The organism is Algoriphagus sp. PAP.12 (assembly GCF_026652115.1).
GTDB lineage: Bacteria > Bacteroidota > Bacteroidia > Cytophagales > Cyclobacteriaceae > Algoriphagus.
Genome location: NZ_JAPPSQ010000005.1, coordinates 120,159 through 142,138, shown reverse-complemented (window position 1 = coordinate 142,138; position 21,980 = coordinate 120,159). Strand labels below are relative to the sequence as shown.

The window sequence follows — 21,980 nt, the reverse complement described above, 5'->3', positions numbered from 1 at the left end:
CTCATCCAGGCAAAGCCAAAATATTACAAAATTCGGGCAGCTTTTGGATAGGGGTGAGCTTTCCTCTCAATCCCAATTGAAAGAATTTGTAATTGTATTTTTTGAGAAGGTCCAAAATGTCTTCTGCTTTATATCCACCTGATTTGCAGGCTTCCCGATTGATTTCTAAGAGAAGTTTGGGACGGAATTTCTCAATAGATTTTTCTCCTCCTTGTAACACCTGAAGTTCGGCTCCTTCCACATCTACTTTCATCACATCAATTCGGTCGATTCCCAGTTTTTCAACTTGATTGTCCAAGGTGTCTAACTGAATTTTTCCCAAAGAGATATTGAATTGATCGGAGCTGAAAATAGTGTTAGTTCCTTCATTTTGACCAGGTTGGGTAAAAAGTTCCAGTTCTCCAGCTTCGTTACTCAAACCCAATTGAATAGGATTAAAAACTGATTTGAATTTCGGGTTAAGCTTGATGTTTTCTTCCAATTGAGAAAAAAGACCTGCCATGGGTTCAAAGGAATAAACTTTTCCTCCTGTTCCTACTTTTCTCGCTGCCCAAAGGGTGTACTCTCCTTGATTCGCTCCTACATCGATAAAAGTGTCCCCTTTTTTTAATTGACTTTCCAAAGTGAAAATAGGCGACCAATCATGAGCACCTCTCCAATAGATTGCTTTTCCCATATGTTTGGAAAGATCTACTTTCATGGATATACCGCGAAAGGAAAATTTCCTCCAATCAGGACTTTGAGAATCACTTGAAAACAGGCCTCTTAAAAACTTGGAAACAAAGTATCCTCCGGGAATAATGTACAGATTTCTAGAAAGTTGACTAAATAGTTTTTCCATTTTAGAGGAGTGTGTTCAAAGTGGAAATGAGTTCGTTTTCCCTTTGTTTTAATGCAAAGTTCTGAATGATTTGTTCTCGGGCCTTCTCTTCTAAAACCATTTTGTTTTCAACTTTGAGGGCTTTTTGAATCAAATCTTTTGCTAAGGTCAGGTCTTTTTTCTTTAAAATAAAACCACTTTCACCAATAATTTGAGGGATATGGTTGGAATTGGATCCAATCGGGATACAGCCACAAAGCATCGCCTCGGCCAAAGCGCATCCAAATCCCTCAAAGCTTGAAAGTTGGAAATAGAATTGGGCTTTTTGGTAGGTTTCTCGAAGTATTTCTGGGCTAAGTCTTCCAAGGAAATGGACATTCTCTGGGATTTCAATTTCCAAATCTTCTAGGCCTATTCCTGCAAAATAGAATTTACACGTAGGAAATTCTTTTGCCAATTCCACGATTATATCTCCTCCCTTCAATGGGAACTGGCTAGGGGACATGACTGTCAAAAAGCTGTTTTCTTCCTTTTGTATATCCTTTGGGTACTCCCAAAAGTCCTCATCCAAACCATTGTAAATCACCTTGAATTTGGGATTTAAATCAGGGTAAAGCGTCTTGATTCCCTGTTGTTGGTGAGTGATTTTTGGATCAAAAGTCAACTCAGTCTCTATCAAGGAATTGCTTACCGGAAGTATTAAATCAGTTGCGGAATATGCCGCGCCGCAAATTTTCCTCAGAATTGGAATTCGTAAACTCCCGTAATTGATTTCAGGAATAGCAGCCGAATCAGTCCCATGAACGATGACAACGGATTTCTTTCCAAAGAGCTTAGCGAAAAAGGTCGGCCAAAAAGCCCAATACCCTCCAAAATTCACTACAATAAGATCCGCCCAGATAGCAGATGGGATCATTGCGAAAAACTGCAAAAAGAAATAAACTGGAGCGTATTGCTTGTTTTTCCAAGGGTAGTGATTGACTCTAACCTGAAAATGCCTCTCCAAAATCTGGAGGTCAGCCTTGACAAAAGACTGAAAAGAAGGGGTGACGTACAAAAGCCTTTTTTTCATAGTCAAAGTCTTAGTATGTCACCCCTTTTTATGATTGTTTGTTTCAGATTTATACCACCAAGTTGACGATTTTACCTGGAACAATGATGATTTTCTTAGGTGTTTTTCCTTCCACCCATTTCTGAACAGTTTCATCTGCCAAAGCAGCCTTTTCGATGTCTTCCTTGCTCAAATCAAGGCTCAAAGTCAATTTAGCGCGCATTTTACCATTGATCATCACTGGGTATTCGAAACTGCTTTCTACCAAATAATCGGCATTGAATTCTGGGGATTTAGCTTTGGTTACAGACTCAGAGTGACCCAACAATGCCCAAAGTTCTTCTGAAATATGAGGAGCATAAGGAGAAACCAAAACTGCCAATGGTTCCAAAATCTCACGCTTGTTGGATTTCAAAGCAGTCAGTTCATTCACACAGATCATGAAGCTAGAGACTGAAGTGTTGAAAGAGAAATTCGCCATGTCATCGTCCATCTTCTTAATGGTTTTATGCAAGGTCTTCAATTCCTCTTTGGAAGCTTTAGCATCAGAAACTTCAAATTCCCCTTTAGCATTATGGTAAAGGTTCCAAAGCTTTCTCAAGAACTTGTACACCCCATCGATTCCATTTGTATTCCAAGGCTTGAACTGCTCTAATGGTCCCAAGAACATTTCATACAATCTCAAGGTGTCGGCACCATATTTCTCGATGATGTCATCCGGATTGACCACATTGTATTTGGACTTGGACATCTTTTCTACTTCTGCTCCACAGATGTATTTGCCGTCTTCTAAGATGAATTCGGCATCAGCCAGATCTGGTCTCCAAGCCTTGAATTTCTCCAAGTTCAATTGATCATTGTAGACGATATTGACATCTACATGCATGGCAGCAGTGTCATATTGGTCTTTCAATCCATAAGAAACGAAGGTATTGGTTCCTTTTTGACGATAAACAAAGTTAGATCTACCTTGAATCATTCCCTGGTTGATCATTTTTTGGAATGGTTCGTCAATTTTCACCGCTCCGATATCATGTAAAAACTTGGTCCAGAATCTGGAATACAGCAAGTGCCCAGTCGCATGCTCGGATCCACCAATATATAAGTCTACCGAACCCCAATAATCAGTAATTGCTTTATCTGCAAAAACATTCTCATTTTTCGGGTCCATGTAGCGGAAGAAATACCAGCTGGAACCTGCCCAACCCGGCATGGTGGAAAGTTCCAAAGGATATTCTCCGTCCTTAGTTTTATAAGTCCAGTCTTTTGCACGACCCAAAGGTGGTTCTCCATCTTCTGTTGGAAGGTATTTGTCTACCTCAGGCAATACCAAAGGCAAGTCTTTTACATCCACCAATTTAGGAAGTCCATCTTTGAAATAAACCGGAAGTGGCTCACCCCAATAACGCTGACGTGTAAAGATCGCATCCCGCATACGGAATTGGATTTTACCTTTTCCTATGCCTTTTTCTTCCAAAAACTCAATGGCTTTTTCCATGGCTTCCTTCATGTACAGGCCAGAAATAAATCCAGAATTGATGATCAAGCCTCCTTTTCCAGGAAAGGAACCCTCCTCCATGGATCCTTCGATCACCTGGCGGATTTCCAATCCAAAGTGCTTCGCAAAGTTATAATCACGTTCATCATGAGCCGGTACAGCCATTACAGCTCCGGTTCCATATCCCGCCAAAACATAGTCAGCAACCCAAATTTGGATTTCTTCACCATTGAATGGGTTAATGGCGTAAGCTCCTGTGAACGCACCAGAAATGGTCTTCACATCGCTCATTCGCTCTCTTTCTGAGCGGTTTTTAGCCACCTGAATATAGGCCTCTGCAGTTTCTCTTTGATCTTCTGTGATCAATTCAGCCGCCAAGTCAGACTCGGGAGCCAAAGCCAAATAGGTCACCCCATAGATCGTGTCTACACGGGTTGTAAATACTTTAATCTTTTTATCAGATCCCTTGACATCAAAAAGAACCTCTGCTCCAATGGATTTACCAATCCAATTTCGCTGCATTTCTTTGACAGGTTCGGACCAGTCGATGATATCCAATCCTTTCAACAAACGATCTGCATAAGCAGTGATTCTCATGGACCACTGCATCATTTTCTTTCTTTCTACCGGGTGCCCCCCTCTTTCAGAGAAACCATCTTTTACTTCATCATTGGAAAGCACAGTTCCCAAAGCAGCACACCAGTTGACAGTCGTTTCAGCTAAATAGGTCAAGCGGTATTTCAAGAGCATTTCTTCTTTTTCCTTCTCAGAAAAAGCAGCCCAATCTTCGGCTGTGAAAATCGGAGTTTCATCATCACATACAGCTTTGATAGCTTTGTTTCCTTCTTTTTCAAATCTTGAAACCAAAGAATCAATAGAAAGAGCCTTGTCAGCATCCTGATCATAATAGCTGTTGAAAAGCTGCATGAAGATCCACTGAGTCCATTTATAATAGGCAGGGTCGGATGTTCTCACTTCTCTTTCCCAATCGAAAGCAAAACCGATATTTTTTAGCTGTTCGGTATACCTGGCAATGTTTTGCTCGGTAGTTATTGCTGGATGTTGGCCGGTTTGAATGGCGTATTGCTCTGCAGGAAGTCCAAAAGAATCATAGCCCATCGGATGAAGGACATTGAATCCCTGCAACATTTTATAACGGGAAATAATATCAGAGGCGATGTATCCAAGCGGGTGGCCTACGTGTAGTCCAGCTCCAGAAGGATATGGGAACATGTCCAAAGAATAAAATTTGGGACGATTTGGGTCCACTTTTGCGTGAAAAGTTCCTTTCTCTTTCCAGAATTTTTGCCACTTCTGCTCGATCTCCCTGAAGTTGTACTCCGCCATGATTATTGTTTTCTTGAAATTTTAGCTAAACGCCTGCAAAAATAGAAAAAACGAGCGGGTTTGGTAAGCAAATTTTCAATTCCTCTTGAATTGAGAATTTTCCATTGGTCAATTTTATATCCTTTCTATTCAGGTTTTTGTTAAATTCCACCTATTCAACCACCAACTCTTATGAAAAAAATTAAACTATTAGGACTGGCCCTATTGGTAGGGATAAGTGGGGCCAGTTATGGTCAAAAAAAGTATTCCGAAAAGCAGATTGAATCTTTAAAAACTGAGGTAGCTCAGATTGTTCAGGACCATCATAAACAAAGTCAAGTAATGGTCGATAAGATTTTCAGTTTTGCAGAATTGGGATTCCAGGAATTTGAATCTTCGAAATACCTAACCGGGATTTTGGAAGCGAATGGATTTGTGATTAAACATGGGTTTTCTGGCATTCCTACCGCTTGGGTTGCGACTTGGAGCAATGGAGACGGGCCTGTGATAGCCTTGGGTTCTGATGTAGATGACATTCCAAAAGCATCGCAATATCCTGGAGTTGCTTTCCATAAACCGATTGTCGAAGGGGCTCCGGGGCATGGAGAAGGTCATAATGCCGGTATTCCTTTAAATATTACTTCTGCTTTGGCTGTGAAGGAAATCATGGAAAGGGAAAACATCGGAGGGACTTTGGTTCTTTGGCCGGGAATCGCTGAAGAATTGGTGGCTGCTAAAGCTTGGTTTGCCCGTGACGGTATGTTTGATGATATCGATATCTGCATTTTTACTCATGTGGGAAACAACCTTGGGGTAAGTTATGGAGCTGCCTCCGGAACGGGTTTGATTTCGGTAGAATATACTTTTGCTGGGGAAGCTGCTCATGCGGCAGGTGCGCCTTGGAGAGGTAGAAGTGCGGCGGATGCTACAGAGTTGATGAATGTAGGATGGAACTATAAGCGAGAGCATTTAGATCCTTTGAAAAGATCACATTCAGTAATCACAGATGGAGGAGATCAGCCGAATGTAGTGCCCTCTCAAGCATCCATTTGGTACTATTTCAGAGATATCAAATACGATGGAATCATGGATATGTATGAGCAAGCAAAAGAAGTGGCGGAAGGAGCTGCTTTGATGACTAGAACCACCATGACTTCCAAAATTATGGGGACCGCTTGGCCAAGACATTTCAATAAAGTAATTGCTGAGACGATGTATCAGAATATACTTCAAGTAGGCCTACCAACTTGGGATGATAATGATCAAACTTTAGCAAAAGCACTTCAAAAAGAATTGGGTTCCGAGCAAAACGGACTGCCAACCAAATTGGATACCTTGAGACCACCTGCTAAAGAGCTTCGTTCAGGAGGATCAGATGATATTGGGGATGTTTCTTGGGTGGTACCTACTGTGACATTGAGGTTCCCTTCCAATATCCCAGGGCTTCCGGGGCATCATTGGGCGAATGCAATCGCGATGGCAACACCTATCGCTCATAAAGGAGTGACTGCCGGAGCCAAAGCTGAGGCCATGACTATTTTGGATTTCTTGCTGAAGCCTGAATTGGTAGAACAGTCATGGGATTATTTCAAAAATGTTCAAACCAAAGAAGAGCAATACAAGCCGATGATTACCCCAGATGATGAGCCACCGATTTATCTGAATGCTGAAATCATGAAGAAATTCCGTCCAGAAATGGAGAAGTTCTACTACGACGAAACCAAGTATGATACTTACTTGGAACAGTTGGGAGTGACGTATCCTACGATTAAAAAGGATTGATGATCAATTACGAATTAGGATTTTAGATTTACGACGTCATTTTGGACCTCAGAACTACATACAAGAGGAAAGCCTTTTTAGTTGAGGGTTGGAGTTCAATACAGCGCCGTAAATCGAAATTCGTAAATCTAAAATCCCATGAGTGACTCGTTTTTATTCAATATCAGATTAGCATCTCTTGACGAACTTTTGTGGATACATCAGCAAATACCGGAGTTCCCGGGAAAAGCTTCTCTAGACTTTTATAGTGATCGATTAAAGCATCGCTTGTATTTGGCTCTGGTGGCAGAAAAGGAAGGAGAGCTGATCGGATTCAAAGTGGGCTATCAAAGTGATACTCCAGAGACTTTTTATTCTTGGATGGGAGGGGTAAGACCGGAATTCCGGAAGTTTGGAGTAGCAAACGCATTGGCGGACTTTCAAGAAAACTGGGCTAGGGAGAAAGGGTTTACCTCAGTCTTTTTCAAAACCAGAAACCGTTTCCCAGCAATGATCTCTTTTGGTCTAAAAAGAGGATTCAAAATCATGGAAGTGATCCCCAAAGGAGGAGTGGAGGATTACAGGATTGTGATGGGGAAAGGGTTGTAAAGTGGCAATGTTCGAAAGTTCAAAGGGATAGCTGCGAATCCTAGTTTCTTTTCCACTTTGCAACCTTCCAACTTTCCTCCTACCTTTGCAAATTCAAAATTCACCAGCGGTTCAATCGCCCGCTTTATCAAAAATTCATGAATACCAAAGATCAAGTAGCAAAAGGACTGATGCTTCCGGTCATGGAAGCTTTTTATACCATTCAGGGAGAAGGGAGATTTACCGGGCATCCTGCTTATTTTATCCGGCTAGGAGGCTGTGATGTAGGTTGTGTCTGGTGTGATGTCAAAGAATCCTGGGAAGCAGCCAAATGGCCTGTTTTATCAATTGAACAGATTGTTGAAGAGGCTTCAAATCACCCGGGTCGCTTAGTGGTTATCACCGGAGGTGAGCCACTAATGTATGATTTGGAACCTTTGACTAAGATGTTGAAGGAAAAAGGATTTACTACCAATATTGAAACTTCAGGGGCGCATCCCTTTTCAGGTGATTTTGACTGGGTTTGCTTTTCACCCAAAAAATTCAAAAAACCTCATTCCTCCATTTATGAGGTGGCAAATGAATTGAAAGTGGTTGTTTTTCATAAAAGCGATTTTGACTTTGCTGAGGAGCACGCAGCTTTGGTGAATTCCAGCTGTGAAAAGAGGCTTCAACCAGAATGGAGCAAAGCTGAAAAGTTTACTCCAATCATTATAGATTACGTTAAAAATCACCCAACTTGGAATATTTCCCTACAAACTCATAAATTTATGGACATACCTTAAGTCCATGCGCCCTGTTTTCTTAAGTTTTTTACTGTTTTTTCTGTGTTCCTATGCATTTTCGCAGGAATTCTCCATCATCGATGGTCGGGCTATCCGTTTTTATAAGGAAGGCGAGGAGTTGATTTCTCAAAGAAAATACCCTGAAGCAATCGAGAAATTTCAGGATGCAATCAATCGGGAAGGCTCCTTCATTGAGGCATATGTGAAAATGTCGCAACTTCTGATCACTATGGGCGATTTGGAAGAAGCGGAACGGGTAGCAGAGTCCGGTCGATCCAGACTTTCTGGTAAAAATGCAAAACCCAAGCATTCGGCGGATATAGGTTGGGTTTTTACTAATATTTACTTGAAGAAAGGGGAGTTTGAAAAAGCCTATTCGGAATTCGAAGCTGTCGACCCATTGCTAGAAGATTCATTTCGGACCCATATGTATTATAAGGAGATGAAGGCCCAAATGGATTTTATCAAATCTCAACTGGGAAATGTAATGTCTATCGAAATTGAGATTTTGGAAGATCCTCTGAATAACTTTCAGCTTCAATATTTTCCAGTATTAACAGCGGATGGGGAGCAGATTCTTTTTACCAAAAGAGATGGTACGGGTAACTTTGACAAAGAAGATATTTTTACTGCTTTCATGACACCTGAAGGTGGATGGACACTTCCTCAAAGTATAGCTGAAACGATCAATTCTCAATACAATGAAGGAACATGTTCAGTAACGGCTGATGGAAATATCCTGATTTACACCTCCTGCGATGCGCCGGATTCTGAGGGTAGTTGTGATCTATACATTGCATATAAAGTAAATGGTAGATGGCAAAGACCCAAAAACATGGGAAAGAAAGTCAATTCTCGTTATTGGGATTCTCAGCCTTCGTTGTCTGCAGATGGGAGGATTTTATTTTTTTCCTCGAATAGGAAAGGTGGTTTTGGAGGGAATGATATTTATTATTCTGTCCGAATGGCAGACGGTTCATGGTCCGATGCAAAAAATCTAGGTGATGTCGTTAATACTCCTAAGGATGAGATTTCACCCTTTATGTTTTTCAATAATGAAATCCTCTTTTTTGCTTCCAATGGACATATGGGTTTTGGAGGAATGGACATTTTTTTGACTCGTGTCTTGGATGGTGAATTTCAAGAACCGGAAAATTTAGGTTTACCAATCAATGATCAATTAGATCAAGTGGCATTGTTCATTACGGCACAAAAGGATTATGCCTACTATACTGAGTTGAATTCTAAAGAAAAGGAACAAGATCAATCTTTACTTTATCGATTTAAATTTCCAAAGGAAATTTATCTAGGTGAAAACCTGACTGTAACAGGCGGAAAGGTGTTTAATTCTAAAACTGGCGAACCAATAGATGCTACTTTGTCCCTAATCTCCCTGACCAATGATAGTACTCTTTATGAATTCAAAGCCGATGGTAAGTCTGGGGAGTTTATGATGCTTTATCCCGAGAAATCCATTTCAGGTCTTTATGTAGAGAAAAAAGGATTCTTGCCAAAGATTTTTAATGTGGAGCGTGATAAGATTCAAAATGTCAAAGATCTGGAGGTCCAGCTGACACCCGTGGCTTCTGGAGAAGAGTTTGTTTTTGAAAATATATTCTTTGATTTTGATAAGTATGACTTGAAGCCCGAATCAAAGACTTCCTTAAAAAGGTTGGTGAAATTTTTAAATGAAAATCCAAATGTCAATATTCTTGTGACTGGACATACCGATAATGTTGGAGCATCCACTTATAATCAGACCTTGAGTTTGCAAAGAGCAACTAGTGTCCAAAAATATCTAATTGAAAATGGGATGTTGCCAGGAAGAGTTTTGGTAGAAGGGAAGGGAGATACAGTACCAATGGTACCTAATACCACACCGGCCAATCAGGCTTTGAATAGAAGGATTACTATCAAGGTTCTGTAAAGGTTAATTTATCTTTTATTAGGCAATACGCCCTAAGTAATTCACGAAATATTATTTTGAAAAATTATATAAAAGCGATAGTAATACATTTGTTAAATATTTTTAGAAATAACTATTTTTTTAAGTTTTTTAAAATAGGTGTATAGATTAGACTTATTGATTTGATTTTTAGTATATAATTTCGCAATACCATGTTAATGAAGAATAAAAAAATGTATTGCCGCTTTTTGCTTTATTTTTTAATTAAAGAAAAAAAATAAATTAGAAATTAACTTTTGTTAACATTCAAAACACAATAATTTAATTTTTCTAAGACGGTCTATTTTTACACTCTTCAGAATATTATTCTGTTAAATATGATTATTTAATGAAAAATTATATTATTTCCAGATGATTAAAAAGATGGATATAAAGCTTAACTTCTTGTTAGATAAGGTGATAAAAGATATTATTGTATATAATTTAAACCATAATTTAACCAAATATGAGGAAAGTTTTACTTCTAGGACTCATGCTGTTTTTAGCAAGCGCAGTTGTGTTTGCTCAAAGCCGTGTGATCACTGGTACCATTACCTCCACTGAGGATGGGTTAGGTGTACCAGGAGCAACAGTTCTGGTGAAGGGAACCACAGTCGGTACTGCCACAGATCTTGATGGCAATTATTCGATCAGTGTTCCTGCCGGAAGCAATGTTTTGGTCTTTAGCTTTGTTGGGCTAAGATCACAGGAGGTCACTATCGGTAATCAAACTACAATCAATGTAGCTTTGGAACCAGATGTTCAAGCTCTTTCAGAGTTTGTAATTACATCCTATGGTGATCAATCAAAAAGAGAGATTACAGGTGCAATTGCATCGGTAAAAGGAGAGGTTTTTCAGGATCTTCCAATGCAATCATTTGACCGTGCCATGCAAGGTCGTATCGCTGGTGTGCAAGTTACTTCAGCTTCAGGACAGCCAGGAGGTACTTTGAATGTAAGAATCCGTGGTGTAGGCTCCATTAACGCCGGAAATGATCCACTCTATATTGTGGATGGTGTTCAGGTAAACAATGGAGGTCTATCCGGTCAAGGTTCTCAAAATGCTTTGGCGTCAATCAACCCAAATGATATTGAATCAATTGAGGTGTTGAAAGATGCAGCTGCAGCAGCTATCTATGGAGCTCAAGCTGCAAACGGTGTAGTTTTGATTACTACCAAAAGAGGTACAAAAGGTGCAACAAAAACTAGACTTTCTGTTCAGGAAGGTATCGTGCAGCCATTAGGATTGTATGATGTAATGAATGCAACTCAATTGGCTACAATCAAGAGAGATGCATATCTTAATGCAGGGAGAGACCCAAATGATGCCGCTGCCACCTATGGTAATCCAGAAGATCCAAATTTAGAGTCTTACGATTGGCTGGATGCACTATATAGAAATGGTAGGTTAAGTGTATATGATCTATCTGTTTCTGGTGGTGATGAGAAGACTACCTTCTTCCTATCTGGTTCTTATACCAAGCAGGAAGGTCAGATTATTATGTCTGATTATCAAAGAGCAACTGGACGTTTGAACTTGACACACAGACCAAGTAAGAAGTTTACAGTTTCAGCAAATATTTCCTTGGCATTCCAAGAGACCAATGGTTCTATTGCCAATGGTAACTTCGTAAATGGTCCATTCATGGCTGGTTTCTCTGCAAGACCAAACGTTCCGATTTATAATGAAGATGGAACCTTTGCTCCATATCCTTCTAACCACCTATTTGGATACAACATTGTACAGGGTGTAAATGAAGAGTTGAGAAATGCGAAAACGGTTCAAACTGTTTCTAATTTACAATTGAACTATCAGTTCGCTCCTTGGTTGAGCTTTACTTCTTATTTCGGTATTGATTTCTCTGACAATGCAGATATCAATAACAGACCATCAACCATTCCTGTATTCTCTTCATATGGCGGCGCATCAGTATTTACTGCTAGAAGAAAAAATAATTTCAACACCAACCACAACTTTAACTTCAACAAGAAGTTCAACGACGTGCATACTATTACTGGTGTTTTGGGTTTTGAATACAAAGGAGCTCAAGATGATTTGCAATCCGCGACAGGTAGAGGATTTCCTAACCCGACCTTGATTTATCTTCAGAATGCAGCAACTCCTTTTGCTGTTAATTCCAATTTCACGGAATACAAAAGAGCAGGTTTTTTCGGTCAAGCAAAATATGATTACGATGACAGATATACCGCTGATGTAACTTTGAGAAGAGATGGACACTCGAGATTCGGAGATAAGAACAGATGGGGTACCTTCTATGCTGCATCTTTGGGTTGGAGATTGTCTTCTGAGGCTTTCTTGCAAGATGTGAACTGGTTGGACAACTTAAGAATGAGAGCTTCTTATGGTGTGACTGGTAACTCTTTAATTCCGGATTTTGCTTCCCGTTCTCTTGTAGGTGACGGAGGCCAGTATTTGGGTAATGGCGCTTTGACGCTAAACCAGTTGGGTAACGATTTGTTGACTTGGGAAGAAGCAGAAACTGTGAATGTTGGTTTGGATTGGACTTTGTTCAATGGTCGAATCATCGGTACAGTAGATTTCTGGAGAAAAAATTCAAAATCTCTTTTGTTTAATACTCCACTGCCAACCGATTCGGGTTTTGGAACTATCACTAGAAACACTGGTACCGTAAGAAACCAAGGTATCGACATTGATATCCAAACTGTAAACATTGTAGCTGGTAAATTCCAATGGAACACAGGATTCAATATTACCTTCTTGGAAAATGAATTACTTTCCCTTTATGATGGACTGGACAGAGTTGGTAATGATTTGATCGTAGGTAAACCAATCCAATTCTGGTATACAAATACCTATTTGGGTGTGAATCCAGCAAATGGTCGTCAGATGTTCAGTGATATGAACGGTGGTTACACTTATATCACAGGTACTTCTACCCAAAGTTATATCGGATCAGGTTTACCAAGTAGCTATGGAGGTCTTTCTAATACCTTGACTTTCGGTCCGGTATCTTTAGAAGTATTCTTCCAATATCAATTCGGAAACATGGCTTGGAATTCAGATTTATATAATCTGGGAGATTGGGGGTCTGGAACGGATAACCAATTGGTAGATATGTTGGATTATTGGAAGCAACCAGGAGATGTAACTACTGTTGGTAGACCATATGAAGGTGGTCAGGCTCCAGGTACATCCAATATTAGTACTGCATCTACTCGATTGTTAAGTGATGGTGGATATATCAGATTGAAGCAAGTAACATTGAATTATACACTTCCTTCTGTTGCTGCTAGCAAAATAGGAATGAGTTCAGCATCGCTATTTGTTCAAGGATTGAATTTGGCCACTTTCACCAAATACAATGGAATTGATCCAGAAGCAAACTCTTTGTCTACTGAAACTACCTATGGTAGATATCCAAATGCAAAGCAGTTCACTGCAGGTATCAATCTTAACTTCTAATTAAGAACAGAATGAAAAAGTATATACAAATCCTAACATTAGGTGGTGCATTGGCTTTGGGATCTTGTTCTGACCTTTTGGATACAGAACCAAGACAAAGCTTGACACCTGAAACGGCCTTTGCGGATGTAGATGGATATCAGTCCTTGATTTATACCGTGTATGGGCGTGCAAGAGGCTTTAATAATTACGGTCAGCAATTGATGATTGCACCTGAAATTATGGCTGATAACTTGAAAATTATTGCTAATACTGGTAGATATATTGGCCAGGAAGCAAATGCAGATCGTGCTCATATCAACCTTTGGAGAACAGATTATTGGAGTGGAATTAATGAAGCAAATATTGCACTTGCTGGGATCGACGAGGCAGAAGGAGATGATGCTGCTCGAAACGTCGTAAAAGGCGAAGCCTATTTCCTAAGAGCAATGTTCTACTTTGACATGTCAAAGGTGTTTGGTTATGAGCCAGGTAAAGAAGTAAATGGTTGGGACAAGTCAGTGATAATTCGTACTACTCCAACTTTGGGCTTTTCCGATGCGGATTTCAGAACAAGAGCAACCAATAGAGAAGTTTATGATCTGATTGAATCAGATTTGACAGCGGCTATTGGATTACTTCCAACAGCAACTTTGGGGGGATCTGGCGTTTATAGAGCTTCAAAAGGTTCTGCTGAGGCATTGCTTTCCAGAGTTTATCTGTATGAAGGGAAATATGCTGAAGCGGCATCTATGGCTACTCAAGCTATGGCCACTTTTGGTTTAGGTAATGATGGTTCAGGTTTGGTTGATGCAGCTAATTACGTTTCTAGCTTTGCTACTTATCCGAATCCAGAATCTTTGTTTGAGATTGAGATCAGATCCAATGACTGGTCCACCGTAGATGGGGTTAACAATTCCATGTGTTCTTTGTCAGCAAACGTGTTTGCAAGTGCTCAATTTATTGTGACTGCTTCAGATGAGCTTTTGGCTTCTTATGAAGAAGGTGATGTAAGAATGGATACTTGGACTGAAACTACTCGTTCTGGAGCAGCTGGAACTGTTTACAGATCAAATAAGTGGTTGGGTACTAAAGGGGATTTCTTAGAAAACCTACCAATTATGAGAGCAGCTGAATTGTATCTAATCAGAGCAGAAGCAAGGTATAGAACTGGTGATGAGACTGGTGCAAGAGCTGATTTGTCAGCATTGAGATCTAAAAGAGGCCTAGCTGCAGTTGGTTCTGGAGTTTCAGGTTCTTCCTTGTTTGATTTGATTATGAATGAGAGAAGGGTTGAATTTGCTTTGGAAGGTCACAGATGGTTTGATTTGAAGCGAAATGGAATGGATATCACCAAAGCTGGAAGCTTTGAAACTGTTCCTTATTCTGACTACAGAATTCTAGCTCCAATTCCTAATGATCAAATTATCTTGAACGAAGGATTGGAAAATAACCCAGGTTATAACTAAAACCGGAAATGACAATGAAATTTAATAAGATATATTCTTTTGTGGCGGTACTCTTTACGGTACTAATGACCACTGCGTGTTTTGATGATCCGGGAACAGAGACTTTCTATGGAGGAAATCAGGTAGAATTTGAAGATGCAAATCTACCTAATGGATTGACTGCAAGATTTGTGAGATTGTCCCCAACTCAAACGGATGATGTGGATGTTCAAATAAACAGAGTATCTACAAGCGGAGCAGCTCCAATCACGGTTAATATTGAGGTAGATCCTGCGTCTACTGCAATAGAAGGAGTTCATTATCAGTTGAATACGACTTCTGCAACAATTGCGGCTGGAGAGTTTGTTACAACTTTTCCAGTAACAATTCTTACTGGAAATATCGATCCTACTGAAACACCTGATTTGATTTTGAATATTTCTAGTGCCACTGGTGCAGAAGTATCAGCAAACTATGGTGCATTGACTGTGGCTATTCGAGTGATTTGTGAATCTGAATTGGCAGGTACTTATAAAGTGTTCTGGGAATATCTTCAAACTGGTGACGGTGAAGGTGGACCAAACCAAACAGTAACAGACTATGTGATTTCTTCAGCAGATGAAGTGACCTTGGAAGAATCAGGAACTGGTACCTATCTAGTTTCAGATATTACTTTCGGCATGTATCCAGGTATTTATGGCGATGCATTCCCAAGTGGAACTATCACTGATAGTTGTGGTGAAATTGTCGGTATTGAGTCAAATTCTGACCAATATGGAGATCCATTTACCATTAACGGTGTTTTGAATGAGGATGGAACTATTACCATCGAGTGGAGTAATACTTGGGGCGACGGAGGAACTGTTGTTCTTACTCTAGAGGAATAGTGAATAATTAAAATAGGATTATGTTAAAAACGGGGGCCGATGCCCCCGTTTTTTTAAACTTTTATTATTTTCTAGGCGTTTTCTTGCTTACATAATAAGTATTAAATGAAGTCAACTCTATCTCTTCTTCTTATATATCTTTCAATTCTTCCCTTTTGTATAGGACAGGTTGGTACAGATACGAAATCACATTCTCCCCGTTTTGAAAATTTCAAAAGAGAATATCCAAATCTTTTTCAGTCTAAAGAAGAGATAAAATCCAAAGCACTTCAAAGAAATATCCCCATTTATATCTACCTGCAAGATGGCGAAGTGGGCAAATTGGAATTTTTTGATGAATTGGATCAGCCTGTTTATTATCAGGTTTTCAATCTAAAAGCAGCAGCGACTACAAGAACAAACAGTCTTCAGCCCGGAGGTGATCTGGATGTCAATTTGACTGGTAAAGGAATAACAGTAGGTATATATGATCAGACTAGACCAAAACCAGATCATGTCGAATACAATGGTAGACTCAATCAAGTAGATGGTTCGACAGAAGATATTTCTAGTCACGCCACACACGTCACAGGAACTATTTTAGCATCTGGAGTCAATGCAAATGCTAAAGGAATGGCTTCTGAGGCCAACGGCTGGGCATTTAACTGGGAAAGTGACCTTTCCAAAATGGATATCAATGCCTATGATCCAGATTCTAAACCAAATGGGCACATCGTATCTAATCACTCCTATGGAGTAGTGGTAGGTTGGTATATGAACTCATCTGGAAGTTGGGTTTGGTCAGGAAATTCAAGTGTGGATGAAAATGAAGATTATCGCTTTGGATTTTATTCATCAAAAAGTAAAGGAATTGATGAAGTGGCGATTAGTAGGCCTTATTATACGATTGTTTGGGCTGCTGGAAATGATAGAAATGACACAGGAGACGGGAGTAAAAACCCTGATGGTCCCGATGATACCATAGGACCTGAAGGGGTCTCAAAAAATGTCATCACGGTTGGCGCTGTCAATAACATTCCGGATTATGAAGGGCCTAATTCTGTTTCAATTGCGAGTTTTTCTTCTTGGGGACCTACGGATGATGGGAGGATCAAACCAGATATTGTAGGTATGGGAGTGGGGGTTTTTAGCTCCTCTGTGACAGATGGTGGAGCTACTGACAGTTATGCCTCTTTGAGTGGAACTTCTATGGCCTCCCCAAATGTATCTGGATCCTTGGTTTTGCTTCAGCAGCTTTTCAATGAAAGAAATAATGGACGCTATATGCGTTCTTCTACTTTAAAAGGATTAATAATAAATACCAGTAGAGAAGCTGGTACAAACCCTGGGCCGGACTATATCTATGGATGGGGGCTGCTGGATACTAAATCAGCCGCAGAAATCATCCTAAATGAAAATGGAGCCTCAAATATTATTCGTGAGGAATCTTTGTCAGAAGGAGGCGAATATGAGTTTGAAATAATTTCTGATGGAGTTACTCCAATTAAGGCCACGATTGCCTGGATAGATCCAGCAGGAACTCCTGCATCGCCTTCATTGAATCCAACTAACCTCATGTTGGTCAATGATTTGGATTTTAGAATAATCGATGAGAGCGGAAAAGTATATTTTCCTTGGACTTTAAATCCTGCCAATGGTCCTAATGCCCGTGCAGAACAGACTCAAGATAATTTTCGGGATAATGTGGAACAGATTCAAATCCTGAATCCCACAGCTCAAAAATATAGACTTGTTGTCAGCCATAAAGGAAATTTGAAAGATGGAAAGCAAGACTTTTCATTAATTCTAAAAGCAGGTGTTCAGGATGGGGCAGGTGAAACTCTTTATTGGATAGGAGGAGAAAGTGGAAGTTGGCATTCTGAGTCCAATTGGTCTCTGTCTCCTGATGGAAGTGCCGCAGGGAAAATCCCAAACAATTCCACAAGGGTCGTTTTCGATGGTGAAGGAAGTCCTGAAGTGGCATTTTCTTTAGATGCAGATGCTTTTAGTGTCAATTTATTCGGAAACCAAACAGTTGCCTTTGATCTTGGAGGTAATGACCTGACTGTTAGCAATGGATTTAGAGTAAGTAACCAAATCACCCAGGTTTCTAATGGTAGAATCCTTTTTGTTAACTCAACCTCAAATGATCAATTATTGGAATTTGGGCAAACAACTTTTGAAGACGTTTCTCTTATTTTCCAATCTGGAGAATGGAAACTTTTGTCAGGTGAGATTTTGGGAGATGTCATCATTCAAAATGCGGACTTGGAACTTGGAGTAAGTGAATTGGCTGTAAACTCCATGACAGTTTCCGGAAACGGTTCCCTATCCGGGGAATATGATGCTATCTCTTTCCAAACAAATTTCAATGGCCAATCCGGAGCAAATATCTCAGGTGAATTTGATTTGAATTTTGATGGAAATACCGGGCAATTCAATAATCTCTCTGGAACAACTATCAGGTCTTTGGAAGTGTCCTCTGGAAAGTTAACTGTTCAATCTGGTGGAATAGGAAGCCTTTCGGTTAATAATGCTGAAGTCCAATTCACTGCAGGGACAATGACTATAAGTGAATTAAATTTAGGAACTTCCTCAATTTTGAATTTGGGATCTACTGGGAAACTTACAATAAACCAATCCATCAGTTCCTCCGCAACATCTGGAAATCCAGCTCAAATTTCAGCTAGCTCAAAAGGAGAAATTATTCATCCTATTTATAAGAAATATTGCTTTGAAAATATCAATGTGAGCAATGTTGATTTAACAGGAGATGCCATTATTAATTTGGGTACTGGAGCCACCATTTCTAATTCTACAGGTTGGTTAAGTCAAAATTGCAATGATGTTTTATTTGCAAATTTCACTAGTTCATATAATTGCGTGGGTGCTGCAGTAGATTTTGAAAATCTTAGTGAAGGAGCCATTTCAAGTTATTCTTGGGATTTTGATGGCCTTGGATCTTCGTCACTTGAAAGTCCATTCTTTGTGTTTGATTCCCCAGGTACCTATCAAGTAGAGTTGACTATTACTAGTCAAAGTGGCTCAACATCATTTGTTCAGGAAGTTACGATCTCTGAAAGTGCACTTTTGCAGCCAAATATCGTTGCCAATGGGAATACACTAACTTCTCAGCAACCGGGCGAATCTTATCAGTGGTATCTGAACGGAGAAAAAATCAATGGAGCAACCTTGAGATCGTATTCAGCTACAAATGATGGTTCTTATCAGGTTGCAATTTTTTCTGAAGGATGTAATCGAATTTCCGAGCCGGTTGTGATTTCAGCGATACCTGACCAAGAAACTGATTTGAGCCGATTTGGAGTATTTGTTGGTCCAATTCCTTCAGATGATCAAATTACAATCACAGTTAATAACGAATATTTAGGGGCAGTCGAGTTTTCAATTTTAGACCTTTCAGGAAAAGTGATGAATGTTTTCCAGGTAGGAAAAAATACTGAAAGTCTTGAAGTGAAAATGGGGCTCCCAATTACCAGAGGACTTTATATCCTTAGAATAAAAACCAACAATTTAACCTTACACAAAAAAGTAATTAAGAGATGAGGAAACTATTAGTAGCAGCTGCGATTCTAATATCGAATGCAGGTTTTGCTCAGATTTCAAACGTATCATTGAATGGTGCTCCCGCGAGATTGACAGCTTATGAAGGGGTTGAAGGTTCGCCGTATTTATTTGAAGATTGGGCAAAAGCTGATATAGGAACTACAAATGCCGGATTAAAAGAGAATGTAGCTTATCTATTTAATATCCATGATAATGAGTTGGAGGTAATTAATGAGGCAGGAAATAAGATTTACCTAAACAAAGATTATTTAGAGTATGCATTGTTAGAAAGACCTTCTATATTGATAGCAACAGGTGACCAAGGTCAGTTGACTAAGCTATTGTTCAAAAAAGGATTTGAAATGATCAAAGGTGTGGATGAAAAAGATTTGGTCAATGTGATTGCAGAAGGGAATAAATATACTTTGGTGAGGAAGTTCTATTCCGATCTGGTGACACCACCAAAAAACTCCTATGCTCCGACTGCAGGTAGAATGTTTGTTTTTGAAGAATCGTTCTATTTAATCGACAATGATGAGAATGTTTCAACTGTTCGTAGCAAAACCAACAATATCATCAAATCTCTTCACGATCAGGATCAAGGGAAAGCAAAAGAAATCGTAAAAGAAGGAAAGCTAGATTTGAGTAGAGAGGATCACTTGGTGATATTCTTTCAGAAGTTAAATGAAGCCTAATTTCTCAAAAATACTGACGAAGCCCATACCGAAGATGGGCTTTTGCTTTTGGCATATGGATGAATGAGGTCAAGTTAATTTCCTATATCTTTTCTTTTGCCTAACTTTGCAGCGAATTTCAAGAAGATGATTTACGTTTGTCGAAAAGAACATTTCAATGCTGCTCACAAGCTTTGGAATCCCAATTGGTCTGATAAGAAAAACTTTGAGGTTTTTGGTCCCTGTGCTAATGTCAATTGGCATGGTCATAACTTTGAGTTGATTGTTACTGTGAAAGGCCTTCCTGATCCAGAAACAGGCTTTGTGGTTGATCTGAAGCAGCTGAGTACTTTGATCAGGACTTTGGTGATAGATAAAGTAGATCATAAAAATCTGAACATGGACGTGGATTTCATGCAGGGCAAAATGGCTAGCTGTGAAATCTTGATCATGGAATTCTGGAAAATTCTTCAGCCTGCGGTTGAGAAAATCACCCCTCACGGTGGCCTTTACAAGCTAACCCTTTATGAAACTCCAAGGAATTTTGTGGAGTATTTCGGTGACTAGGATGTCTAATTCGTAAGTAGTAAGTTGTAAGCAGTAAAAATTGTTTATTGTAATTATGGCTTATGTTAATTTTTATTATGAATTAGATGTCTATAAACTATCTCGACAACTTGCGAAAGATGTTTATTCTATTTCTAAAGGATTTCCAGCAGAAGAAAAATTTTCGTTAACAGATCAAATACGAAGGTCATCTAGATCAGTTGGAGCTCAAATTGCCGAAAGCTGGGCGAAGAGGAGGTATGTTAATCACTTTATTTCCAAACTTAATGATGCGGATGCTGAGCAATATGAAACAAAGCATTGGATTGAGGTCGCATTTGACTGTAAGTTGGTGAATGAAAAAGACCAGGATTTAATAATAAATTCCTGTGAAATAATAAATCAAAAACTCAACGCTATGATTTCAAAAGCCAATTTGTTTTGTAAAATAGCCTGAGTTTCGGAAGTACTACTTACCACTTACCGTTAACTACTTACATATTTCATACTTGAACTCTGTGGTAAACAAAAACAAAAAAATCTACATCATTTCAGGTGAACGGTCCGGTGATCTTCACGCCTCCAATTTGGTCTTGGCCTTAAAGGAGAAAGACTCGAGTCTTGAATTGAGAGGAATGGGTGGTTCTTATTCTCAGGAAGCAGGAGTGGTTTTGGCGGTTGATTACTCGGAAGTTGCTTTGATGGGATTTATTGAGGTGGTTTTCGGTTTTCGAAAGGTTCTTAAATACCTCAAACTCGTCAAAAATGATATTCTTCAATGGAAACCTGATGCCATAATCTTAGTGGATTACGGTGGATTCAATATGAAGATTGCAGCTTTTGCAAAAGAGAATGGAATCCCGGTGCATTATTACATTCCGCCAAAAGTTTGGGCTTGGAATCAAAAGCGAGCTTTAAAACTGAAAGCTTTTACAGACCAGATCTACAGCATTCTTCCTTTTGAGCCGACATTTTTTCAAAAGTTCGATATGCAGGTCAATTATGTGGGGAATCCCTTGTTGGATGAAATCAAAAAGTTTAGCCCCCATCCATTTTTCTTTCAAAAGAATGAGTTGAGTTATGCTCCGATTATCGCTCTACTTCCGGGGAGTAGAAAGCAGGAATTGGAAGCTATGTTGGATAAAATGGTGGAATTGGTTCCCAAATTTCCCAATGCTCAGTTTGTAATTGCAGGGGTGGAAAGCCTGCCTTCGGAACTGTATGAGCCTGCAAAAAAAGCAGGAATCAAAGTAGTTTACAATCAAACCTATGACCTGCTTTCTCACGCTACCGCTGCTGTTGTGACTTCGGGAACAGCAACATTGGAAACAGCTTTGTTTCGAGTTCCTCAGGTGGTGGTTTACAAGACTTCATCCATTTCCTATATGATAGGAAAGAGAGTCATTAAAGTGCCTTTTATTTCATTGGTGAATTTGATTGCTGAGCAAGAAGTAGTGGAGGAATTGATTCAAGATAACTTCTCTGTGGCAAATCTTGAAAAGGAACTGATGCAGATTTTGGGAAATCAGATTTACAAAGGTCAAATGCTTCAGGGCTATGATCTGATTGCTGAAAAAATCGGTCAAAATTCAGCTTCTGAAACTACTGCATCCATGATTTTAGAGTCTTTGAAATAAGATGTTTAGGTTATTGAAGGGCAAAATTTTATTTTACTTTTCAAACC

The 21,980-nt window shown here is 39.5% G+C and carries 15 protein-coding genes; 12 read left to right on the top strand and 3 right to left on the bottom strand.

The window, feature by feature from the left end; translation table 11 throughout:
• Position 1: 1 nt before the first annotated feature.
• Genes O0V13_RS08305 through leuS form a run of 3 tightly spaced genes read right to left on the bottom strand, consistent with a single transcriptional unit; the run spans position 2 to position 4,716 of the window.
• Entirely contained in the window at positions 2-841 is an 840-nt protein-coding gene (locus O0V13_RS08305; RefSeq protein ID WP_268034513.1) for an FkbM family methyltransferase, read from the bottom strand.
• Position 842: 1 nt separating this feature from the next.
• Positions 843-1,892 carry a glycosyltransferase family 4 protein gene (locus O0V13_RS08300; protein WP_268034512.1) on the bottom strand — a complete coding sequence of 350 codons (1,050 nt, stop codon included), beginning with the start codon at positions 1,890-1,892 and terminating at the stop codon, positions 843-845.
• Between the two features lie 49 nt (positions 1,893-1,941).
• Positions 1,942-4,716: a leucine--tRNA ligase gene (leuS, locus tag O0V13_RS08295; RefSeq protein ID WP_268034511.1), complete on the bottom strand. Its 2,775-nt coding sequence runs from the start codon at positions 4,714-4,716 to the stop codon at positions 1,942-1,944.
• A gap of 171 nt (positions 4,717-4,887) precedes the next feature.
• Here leuS and O0V13_RS08290 point away from each other — a divergent pair, with 171 nt between their 5' ends.
• The 12 genes from O0V13_RS08290 (at position 4,888) to lpxB (ending at position 21,933) form a co-directional block, all read left to right on the top strand.
• The gene (locus tag O0V13_RS08290; protein WP_268034510.1) at positions 4,888-6,477 is read left to right on the top strand and encodes an amidohydrolase; all 1,590 of its coding nucleotides are present in this window, start codon (positions 4,888-4,890) and stop codon (positions 6,475-6,477) included.
• A 138-nt stretch (positions 6,478-6,615) separates the two neighbouring features.
• Entirely contained in the window at positions 6,616-7,065 is a 450-nt protein-coding gene (locus O0V13_RS08285) for a GNAT family N-acetyltransferase (protein WP_268034509.1), read from the top strand.
• Positions 7,066-7,202: 137 nt separating this feature from the next.
• Entirely contained in the window at positions 7,203-7,829 is a 627-nt protein-coding gene (locus O0V13_RS08280) for a 7-carboxy-7-deazaguanine synthase QueE (protein ID WP_268034508.1), read from the top strand.
• Positions 7,830-7,833: 4 nt separating this feature from the next.
• Positions 7,834-9,756 carry an OmpA family protein gene (locus O0V13_RS08275; protein WP_268034507.1) on the top strand — a complete coding sequence of 641 codons (1,923 nt, stop codon included), beginning with the start codon at positions 7,834-7,836 and terminating at the stop codon, positions 9,754-9,756.
• Positions 9,757-10,240: 484 nt separating this feature from the next.
• The gene (locus O0V13_RS08270) at positions 10,241-13,219 is read left to right on the top strand and encodes a SusC/RagA family TonB-linked outer membrane protein (RefSeq protein ID WP_268034506.1); all 2,979 of its coding nucleotides are present in this window, start codon (positions 10,241-10,243) and stop codon (positions 13,217-13,219) included.
• Between the two features lie 11 nt (positions 13,220-13,230).
• Positions 13,231-14,667, top strand: a complete 1,437-nt coding sequence (locus O0V13_RS08265; RefSeq protein WP_268034505.1) for a RagB/SusD family nutrient uptake outer membrane protein — start codon at positions 13,231-13,233, stop codon at positions 14,665-14,667.
• Positions 14,668-14,681: 14 nt separating this feature from the next.
• Positions 14,682-15,533: a hypothetical protein gene (locus O0V13_RS08260; protein ID WP_268034504.1), complete on the top strand. Its 852-nt coding sequence runs from the start codon at positions 14,682-14,684 to the stop codon at positions 15,531-15,533.
• Positions 15,534-15,638: 105 nt separating this feature from the next.
• Complete coding sequence (locus tag O0V13_RS08255) at positions 15,639-19,076, top strand: S8 family serine peptidase (protein WP_268034503.1); 3,438 nt, start codon at positions 15,639-15,641, stop codon at positions 19,074-19,076.
• On the top strand, positions 19,073-19,771 hold the full coding sequence (locus O0V13_RS08250) for a hypothetical protein (RefSeq protein WP_268034502.1): 699 nt from the start codon (positions 19,073-19,075) through the stop codon (positions 19,769-19,771). The genes O0V13_RS08255 and O0V13_RS08250 overlap by 4 nt, the downstream gene beginning before the upstream one ends.
• 126 nt (positions 19,772-19,897) lie before the next feature.
• Positions 19,898-20,317: a 6-pyruvoyl trahydropterin synthase family protein gene (locus O0V13_RS08245; RefSeq protein ID WP_268034501.1), complete on the top strand. Its 420-nt coding sequence runs from the start codon at positions 19,898-19,900 to the stop codon at positions 20,315-20,317.
• A 55-nt stretch (positions 20,318-20,372) separates the two neighbouring features.
• Entirely contained in the window at positions 20,373-20,753 is a 381-nt protein-coding gene (locus O0V13_RS08240; protein ID WP_268034500.1) for a four helix bundle protein, read from the top strand.
• Between the two features lie 61 nt (positions 20,754-20,814).
• Complete coding sequence (gene lpxB / locus O0V13_RS08235; RefSeq protein WP_268034499.1) at positions 20,815-21,933, top strand: lipid-A-disaccharide synthase; 1,119 nt, start codon at positions 20,815-20,817, stop codon at positions 21,931-21,933.
• Positions 21,934-21,980: the final 47 nt, after the last annotated feature.